This is a genomic window from Streptomyces sp. NPDC032161 (assembly GCF_040636995.1).
In the GTDB taxonomy this organism is placed as follows: Bacteria; Actinomycetota; Actinomycetes; order Streptomycetales; family Streptomycetaceae; genus Streptomyces.
This window is the reverse complement of sequence record NZ_JBEZVN010000051.1, coordinates 22,505-30,873: the sequence shown is the minus strand read 5'-3', so window position 1 is coordinate 30,873 and position 8,369 is coordinate 22,505. Positions and strand designations below refer to the sequence as shown.

Genomic DNA, 8,369 nt, shown 5'->3' with positions numbered 1-8,369 from the left:
TATGGGTCGGTTAGGTTCGGTCCCGTTCCCACTGGCAGACGTGGGTTTCGGCGCGAAAGTTGCTTCCGGCGAGTCAGTTACCGGCGTGCCTCCCTTCACAGGTCAACTACGGTCAGCCACATTGCCCGTAGCACACCGCAACAGGTCTTAGCGCAGCGTCACGGAGCGTCCCGTTTCGCGCGTATCTCCTCCGCCCCCCCAAAGGAGCCCGCCCCAGAAGCCGCGTCACGGAGATCACCGTCGCAGCCCCCGGTCCAGCGGAGTTGGTGACAACTAGAGCGAAAAACCCCAGGTGGTGACAACTGGAATGCCCAAACGGTGACAGGTACCGCGCTTGAGTCCACGCTCGGTGCCGGCTCACCGGCCCACCTTGGTGTCACCTGGCTCGCCCAGTCACACGGGTGACGGCCCGGGCGGCCGGTGCCGGCCTGATCGCATGACTGGACCACAGCGACGACGGGTGTACGGATCCGGCCCCGACGACCCCGACCCCTACGAGCAGCCCGGCCACGAGTACGTCGAGCTCGTCGGCGGCGCCCTGGACGGCCAGCTCGTCGACGTCACCTCTTGGACGCCTGACGAACGGGCCACCGGGTCCATGCTGATCACGGATGACGGCATGTATAGGGCCGGCGGCCGCGCCGACTACGAAGCCCGCCCCGCGGGCCCGGCAGGTGGGACTGGGTCGGCGACGTTCCCTGAACCTGGCAGCGCCCTGCCGCCAGGCGCGGGAGCGGCCGGCCCCGTCAACCACCGCCCCGCCGCGCGAGGCCTCGCCTCGCTCGTACGGATGGCGTCCGCGGTGCCGGCGAACTCGGCCACGTCCAGAGAAGCCCGACGGACACCTCGCCCTCGCCCCACTCGCCCTGGCCTGCCTCGCCCACGACAGCGGCATACCCGTCGACGTCGAATCCGGATATCCTCCGCACCACCTCCTTCCCCGCGGCTGGCTGGGCGAGTTCCCCACCTGACCGGAACCCGCTGCGCTCCCGGGCGAAACACAGCGGTGATCGACAGCGCGGAGGCCGACTCCACCGACCTGGCCGATGCCCGGGCCCCACGACGCCGCACCGGACTCCCACGGTGTCACAGGCCGCGAGGCCGTCCGAATGCCTTGAGGACGCGTTCGGCGGCCAGAGGGGGTGTCACTTCCCCGTCCCGCACCTGCCGTTCGAGGTCGGGAACGAGGGCCCGCACCTGGGGGTGGGACCGCAGTCGCTCCAGCAGTTCGTCGTGGACCATGGTCCAGGTCCAGTCGACCTGTTGAGCACGGCGCTTGGCGTCGAGTCGCCCGGTGGCTTCGAGCAGGTTCCGGTGTCGCTCCAGCTCTTCCCATACTTCCTGAAGGCCGGTGGACTCGCGGGCGGTGCTGGTCAGCACCGGCGGGGTCCAGGCGGCGTCCGCCGGATGCATCAGCCGCAGCGCGCCGGCCAGCTCCCGTGCCGCTGTCCGGGCGTCGTTCCGGTGCGGGCCGTCGGCCTTGTTGACGGCGATGACATCCGCCAGTTCCAGGACGCCCTTCTTGATCCCCTGCAACTGGTCGCCGGTACGGGCCAGGGTGAGCAGCAGGAAGGAGTCGACCATGCCCGCGACCGCCGTCTCGGACTGGCCGACGCCGACCGTCTCGACCAGCACCACGTCGTAACCCGCCGCCTCGATCACGACCATGGACTCACGGGTCGCCTTGGCCACCCCGCCCAGGGTGCCCGCGCTGGGCGACGGTCGTATGTAGGCCGCCGGATCGGCGGACAGCCGGTCCATGCGCGTCTTGTCGCCCAGGATGGACCCGCCGGTGCGCGTGGACGACGGGTCGACCGCGAGCACCGCCACCCGGTGCCCGAGGCCGGTGAGAAGGGTGCCGAAGGCATCGATGAAGGTGGACTTGCCGACGCCGGGCACCCCGCTGACTCCTATGCGGCGCGCCCTGCCCGCGTGCGGCAGCAACGCGGCGAGCAGTCTCTGGGCCAGGGCCCGGTGATCGGCGCGCGTCGATTCGACGAGTGTGATGGCGCGCGCGATGTGCGCCCGTTTCCTGTCGAGAACGCCCTGCACACAGCTGTCGAGATCGATCCGCATGGCCGGCCCCGGCTCACAGCTCATGGCCGAGGCGGTCGGCGAGCTTCGTCACGAGGTCGTGGGCCGCGTCCGGGATCACCGTGCCGGGCGGGAAGACCGCGGTCGCGCCCGCGGTGTGCAGCTCCGGGATGTCCTGCGGCGGGACCACCCCGCCCACGACGATCATGATGTCGTCGCGGCCCTCGGCGGCGAGTTCCTCGCGCAGCGCCGGGACGAGGGTGAGGTGCCCGGCCGCCAGGGACGAGACCCCGACGACGTGCACATCGGCCTCGACGGCCTGCCGCGCCACCTCCGCGGGGGTCTGGAAGAGCGGGCCGACATCGACGTCGAAGCCCAGGTCGGCGAAGGCGGTGGCGATCACCTTCTGGCCGCGGTCGTGACCGTCCTGGCCCATCTTGGCGACGAGGATGCGCGGGCGGCGGCCCTCCGCCTCCGCGAACGCGTCCACCAGGGTGCGGGTGCGCTCCACGGAGGGGGACGTACTGGCCTCGCTGCGGTACACCCCGGATATCGTGCGGATCTGCCCCGCATGCCGCCCGTACACCTTCTCCAGGGCCTCGGAGATCTCTCCGACCGTGGCCTTGGCGCGGGCCGCGTCGACGGCGAGGGCCAGCAGGTTGCCCTCCAGTCCGGGCCCGGAGTCCCGCTGTGCGGCCGCCGTCAGCGCCCGCAGCGCGTCCTGGCAGGCCGCCTCGTCGCGTTCGGCGCGCAGCCGCCGCAGCTTGGCGATCTGCTGGGCGCGCACGGAGGAGTTGTCGACCTTCAGGACCTCGATGGGCTCGTCGGAGGCCGCCCGGTACTTGTTGACGCCGATCACCGGCTGGCGCCCGGAGTCGATCCGGGCCTGGGTGCGGGCCGCCGCCTCCTCCACGCGCAGCTTCGGGATGCCCGCGTCGATGGCCTGGGCCATGCCGCCGGCCGCCTCGATCTCCTGGATGTGCTGCCGGGCCCGGCGCGCCAGGTCGTGCGTCAGCCTCTCCACGTACGCGCTGCCGCCCCACGGGTCGATCACCCGTGTGGTCCCGGACTCCTGCTGGAGCAGCAACTGGGTGTTGCGGGCGATGCGCGCCGAGAAGTCGGTGGGAAGGGCTAGGGCTTCGTCGAGCGCGTTGGTGTGCAGCGACTGGGTGTGACCCTGCGTCGCGGCCATCGCCTCCACGCAGGTGCGGGTGACATTGTTGAACACGTCCTGCGCGGTCAACGACCAGCCGGAGGTCTGCGAATGGGTGCGCAGCGACAGTGACTTGGGGTTCTTCGGATCGAACTGCCCGAGGAGTTCGGCCCAGAGCAGCCGGGCGGCCCGCAGCTTGGCGATCTCCATGAAGAAGTTCATGCCGATCGCCCAGAAGAAGGAGAGCCGGGGCGCGAACGCGTCCACGTCCAGGCCCGCCTCGCGTCCGGCCCGCACGTACTCGACGCCGTCGGCCAACGTGTACGCCAGTTCCAGGTCGGCGGTCGCACCCGCCTCCTGGATGTGGTAGCCGGAGATGGAGATGGAGTTGTAGCGCGGCATCTTCTGCGCGGTGTAGGCGAAGATGTCGGAGACGATCCGCATCGAGGGCTTCGGCGGATAGATGTAGGTGTTCCGGACCATGAACTCCTTGAGGATGTCGTTCTGAATGGTCCCGGCCAGTTGGGAGGGCGGTACGCCCTGTTCCTCGGCCGCCACGATGTACAGCGCCAGTACGGGCAGCACGGCGCCGTTCATCGTCATCGACACCGACATCTTGTCCAACGGGATGCCGTCGAAGAGCTGCCGCATGTCGTAGATCGAGTCGATGGCGACCCCGGCCATGCCGACGTCGCCCGTCACCCGCGGGTGGTCGCTGTCGTAACCGCGATGGGTGGACAGGTCGAAGGCGACCGAAAGGCCCTTCTGCCCGGCGGCGAGGTTGCGCCGGTAGAAGGCGTTGGACTCCTCGGCGGTGGAGAAGCCGGCGTATTGGCGGATCGTCCACGGCTGGTTGACGTACATCGTCGGATAGGGGCCGCGCAGATACGGGGCGATGCCCGGGTACGTGGCGAGGGAGTCCAGCTCCTCCAGGTCACTCGGGGTGTAGAGCGGCTTGACGGCGATGCCTTCCGGGGTGTCCCAGACCAGGTCGGCATCGCCGGTGGACTCCTCGACGGCCGCGCGCCACCGGTCTTCCGTGACCTCCCGGGCGGGGGCGCCGGAGCCCAGCTCGATCTGCGAGAAATCGGGGACGGCAGGGGTGTCAGAGGTACGCATCACGCCACTCCCATGTGGTCGAGTACGGAGGAGAGGACGGCGACGACGTCGCAGCCGGCGGAGACGTACGCGTCCACTCCGGCGTAGGTGCCGGGCCGCCCGGCCAGGAACACCCGCCGCGCTCCCGCCGAGGCGAGGGCCCGGGCGACCGCCTCGGCCTGCTCCTCGTACAGCGCGTCGCTGGAACAGAGGCAGGCGACGGCCGCACCGCTGCGCACGAAAGCCGCGGCGGCCGTGGACGCGTCCACCGACGTCGGGTCGTGGACGGGTTCGACACCGCCCGCCTGGAAGAGATGGGCGGCGAAGGTCGCGCGTGCGGTGTGCGCGGCGGCCGGACCCAGCGCGGCGAGGAAGACCCGGGGTCTGGCCCCGGTCGTGGCCAGGTGCGCGTCCGATCGCGCGCGCAACACCTCGTACGCCTCGTCGCGGCGGACCCGGGGCAGGCCCCCTCCCTTCTCCTCGGGGGCCGGTCGGCGGTCCACCGGCTTCTCCGCCAGGTTCGGGAACTCGCTGACCCCCGTGACGGGTTCGCTCCGCCGGGCGAGGGCTCCGCTGCGGGCCTCCCAGGTGGACGCGAGCCGGTCGTGGACCAGACCGGAGCGCAGGGCGGCCCGCTGGCCGCCCGCCCGCTCCAGTTCCTGGAAGAAAGCCCAGGCCGCGCGGGCGAGGTCGTCCGTCAGCCGCTCCACGTACCAGGAGCCGCCGGCCGGGTCGATGACCCTGCCCAAGTGGCTCTCCTCCAGCAGGATCACCGAGGTGTTGCGGGCGATGCGGCGTGCGAAGGCATCCGGCAGGCCCAGCCGGTGGTCGAAGGGCAGCACCGTCACGGCGTCGGCGCCACCGACGCCGGCCGCGAGCGTGGCGACCGTCGTGCGCAGCATGTTCACCCACGGGTCGCGCCGGGTCATCATCACCGGCGAGGTCACCGCGTGCTGGCGCTGCGCCCCCGCGCCCGGGGTGCCGCACACCTCGGCCACCCGGGCCCACAGGCGGCGCGCGGCACGGAGCTTGGCGATCGTCAGGAACTGGTCGGCCGTCGCCGCGTACCGGAACTCCAGTTGCCCGCAGGCCGCCTCGGCCGACAGCCCGGCCTCCGTCAGGCAGCGCAGATACGCGACCCCGGTGGCCAGCGAGCAGCCCAGCTCCTGGGCGGCCGAGGCCCCGGCCTCGTGGTACGGGAGCGCGTCCACGGTGAGAGACCGCACATTCGGGTAGTTCTCGTGGCACAGGCGGGCCAGGTCGGCGGCCCCACCCATGCCGGCCGCCTCGTCACCGGTGCGGGCCGACAGGCCCAGCGGGTCCGCGCCGAGGTTGCCGCGCGCCGCCGTTCGAGAAACCCCGCGCTCCTGGTACAGCCCCAGCAGGGCGCGTGCCGCCTGTTCGACCTCCGCGCCCGCGTCGAGAACGATCGGCGCCAGATCGAGGTAGACCCCGTCCAGGGCTTCGCCCAGAGCCGCGACCGGCACACCGGCCGTGCCTCCGACGGCCAGCCACAGCGACGTGACGCCGTTCTCCAGATCCGCGAGGACGGCTTGGCGGGTCTCGGCCGGATCGGGTACGGCGTGGCGCTGGCGTACGTCCCAGCCGTCCACCGCGTTGCCCTCGGGCCGGCCGCCGCGCACGTACGGCGCGAAGCCCGGGTAGCCGGGGGCGGGTGCGATGTCCCGCGCGGTGTACAGGGGGCCGGTGGTGAGCCCCTCCTCGATCGTGGTGGACAGCGCTTCCTCGGCCTGCGCGCCCGTGAGGTCCCGGCCCGCCTTGCGCAGCACTCCTTCCACCAGGCGCTGCCACTGCTCATGGGTCGCCCGGGGGAACTCGCCGGATCGTACGGTCGTGTCCCGTCCGGTGGGCCCGTCGGGGCCGTGGCCCGGATCGTCGGTGGGCAGCCCGGTGTCTCCCGAGCGTGGAGATCGTGTCATGTCACGTGTCTTTCGTTCCGCCCGCTGCCTGGGGCAGCGGCTCTGCCCGAACCGGCGGGGATTCCCGGTTCGCGTGGGGGGCGGTCGTCGTGCCCGGGTCTTCCGTCGCCGTGTGGCCGCGCGCGGTCCGCCGGCCGAAGTCCGGCTCCTGCCTGGCGAGGAAGGCCCGTACCCCCTCCCGGAAGTCCGCACTGCCGTACGCCTGCTCGATCAGGGAGTCGTCGTCCTCGGGCACCACGTCGAGCGTGTCCGCCCGGTGCAGGAGCTGCCGTTTGGTGGTCCGGAGGGTCAGCGGAGCGGCCAGGCACAGACCGGCCACCACGTCCTCCACCTCCCGGTCCAACCGGTCCTCGGGCACCACGGACATCACGGCGCCCACGGCGTGCGCGCGTGCGGCGTCCACCAGCCTCGACGTCAGCAGCAGCTCGCGCGTCAGCGGTTCGCCGAAGACGGCAACGCAGCGGTGGAGCATGGAAGCCGCGAGCACATTGCCCAGGGTTCGGGCGATGGGGTATCCGAAGCGGGAGTGGGGCGTGGCGATCCGCAGGTCGCAGTAGGTCGCGAGGGCGAGCCCCGCACCGGCGCAGACGCCGTCGACCGCGGCGATGGTGACCTGCGGCAGTTCGGCGACGGCGCGCAGGACCCGGCGGACGTCGGCCTCGTGGGCGGCGCCGGCCGCGCCGTCCCGCAGGCCGGTGAAATGTGCGATGTCGTTGCCCGCGGTGAAGGCCCGGCCGCCCGCCCCCCGGATCACCACGGCGCGAACGGCGGTGTCGTCCCGCAGTTCGGCGCAGGTCTCCAGGAGCGCCTCGTACATCGGGCCGGTGAGGGCGTTGTGCCGCTCGGGCCGGTTGAGCACGAGTCCGACGACTCCGTCCGCGCGCCGGCGCAGCAGGGCGCCGTCCGCCAGCGCCTCGGTCTCCCCGTCAGGCATCGTGCCCGTCCAGCCAGGCATCGTGCCCGTCCAGCCAAGCCCGGACGCTGTCGTCGTGTTCGCCCAGCCGGGGTGGTGCGAGGTGCCGGAGGCGACAGCCGTCGTCGAAACGAACGGCGGGGCCGGGGAGTTCGATCGGGCCGAGCGAGGAGTGGTCGACCTCGATCACCAGGCCCTGGGAACGGGTCTGCGGGCAGTTGTAGACCTGGTCCAGGGTGCGCACCTCGCCGGCCGGGATCCCCGCGGCGTGCAGGAGTGCCAGCCAGTGCGCGGCCGGTCGTTGCAGGAGCTCCTTCTCGATCTCCTCGACGAGTTCGTCGCGGTGGGCCGTGCGCCGGGTGTTGTTCTCGAACCGCGGATCGGTGGCGTCCAGCCCGACGATCCGGGCGAACTTCGCCCACAGGGTGTCGTTCGCGACCGCCGCCTGGATCGCGCCGCCCTCGCAGCGGAACAGCCCGTACGGCGCGATGGCCGCGTGGTGGTTGCCGGTCGCCCGGCTCACCTCGCCGGCCACGGTGTAGCGGGTGCCCTGGAAGGCGTGCACCCCCACGATCGAGGCGAGCAGCGAGGTGCGCACGACCTTGCCGCGCCCGGTCCGCTCCCGCTCGTACAGCGCGGACAGCACACCGTAGGCGCCCCACATTCCGGCCAGCAGGTCTCCGATCGGCACACCGACCTTCGTCGGGGTGTCCGGGTCCGGTCCGGTCAGGCTCATCAGTCCGGCCTCGCCCTGGGCGATCTGGTCGTACCCGGGCCGTCCGCCCTGGGGGCCGTCGTGGCCGAACCCGCTGATCGAGAGGATCACCAGGCGGGGGTTGATCTCGTGGAGCCGTTCGTCGGAGAAACCGAGCCGGTCCATGACACCGGGTCGGAAGTTCTCGACGAGGACGTCGCCGTGCCGCACCAGCCGGGTCAGCAGGTCGACGCCCTCGGGGGACTTCAGGTCCGCGGTGACGGACTCCTTGTTGCGGTTGCAGGACAGGAAATACGTCGACTCCCGGGCGTCCTCCGGGCCGACGAACGGCGGTCCCCAGCCGCGGGATTCGTCGCCCTTGCCGGGCGCCTCGACCTTGATGACCCGTGCGCCCATGTCACCCAGCATCATCGTGGCGTGCGGCCCGGCCAGGGCACGGCTGAGGTCGACGACGACGAGGTCCTGCAGCGGTCCCCGCGTGTCCGTTTCCTGGGGTGCGGTGCTCTTCGTCATGTG

General features: G+C 71.8%; 6 protein-coding genes. 1 reads left to right on the top strand and 5 read right to left on the bottom strand.

Going from position 1 to position 8,369, the window contains the following annotated elements; all coding sequences use genetic code 11:
• The first annotated feature begins 611 nt into the window (after positions 1–611).
• Entirely contained in the window at positions 612–971 is a 360-nt protein-coding gene (locus AB0E67_RS33985; RefSeq protein WP_362034307.1) for an Imm49 family immunity protein, read from the top strand.
• Positions 972–1,086: 115 nt separating this feature from the next.
• Here the strand turns inward: AB0E67_RS33985 and meaB are convergent, their stop codons facing one another.
• The 5 genes from meaB to AB0E67_RS33960 are packed head-to-tail and all read right to left on the bottom strand — an operon-like array spanning position 1,087 to position 8,366.
• Positions 1,087–2,100, bottom strand: a complete 1,014-nt coding sequence (gene meaB / locus AB0E67_RS33980) for a methylmalonyl Co-A mutase-associated GTPase MeaB (RefSeq protein WP_362034304.1) — start codon at positions 2,098–2,100, stop codon at positions 1,087–1,089.
• Positions 2,090–4,306, bottom strand: coding sequence for a methylmalonyl-CoA mutase (gene scpA, locus AB0E67_RS33975; protein WP_362034301.1), 2,217 nt, complete (start codon positions 4,304–4,306; stop codon positions 2,090–2,092). The genes meaB and scpA overlap by 11 nt, the downstream gene beginning before the upstream one ends.
• Positions 4,306–6,225: a methylmalonyl-CoA mutase subunit beta gene (locus tag AB0E67_RS33970; RefSeq protein WP_362034298.1), complete on the bottom strand. Its 1,920-nt coding sequence runs from the start codon at positions 6,223–6,225 to the stop codon at positions 4,306–4,308. Before AB0E67_RS33970 ends, scpA begins: the two co-directional genes overlap by 1 nt.
• Position 6,226: 1 nt before the next feature.
• The gene (locus tag AB0E67_RS33965) at positions 6,227–7,159 is read right to left on the bottom strand and encodes an enoyl-CoA hydratase-related protein (RefSeq protein ID WP_362034295.1); all 933 of its coding nucleotides are present in this window, start codon (positions 7,157–7,159) and stop codon (positions 6,227–6,229) included.
• Positions 7,152–8,366, bottom strand: a complete 1,215-nt coding sequence (locus AB0E67_RS33960) for a CoA transferase (RefSeq protein ID WP_362034292.1) — start codon at positions 8,364–8,366, stop codon at positions 7,152–7,154. The genes AB0E67_RS33965 and AB0E67_RS33960 overlap by 8 nt, the downstream gene beginning before the upstream one ends.
• Positions 8,367–8,369: the final 3 nt, after the last annotated feature.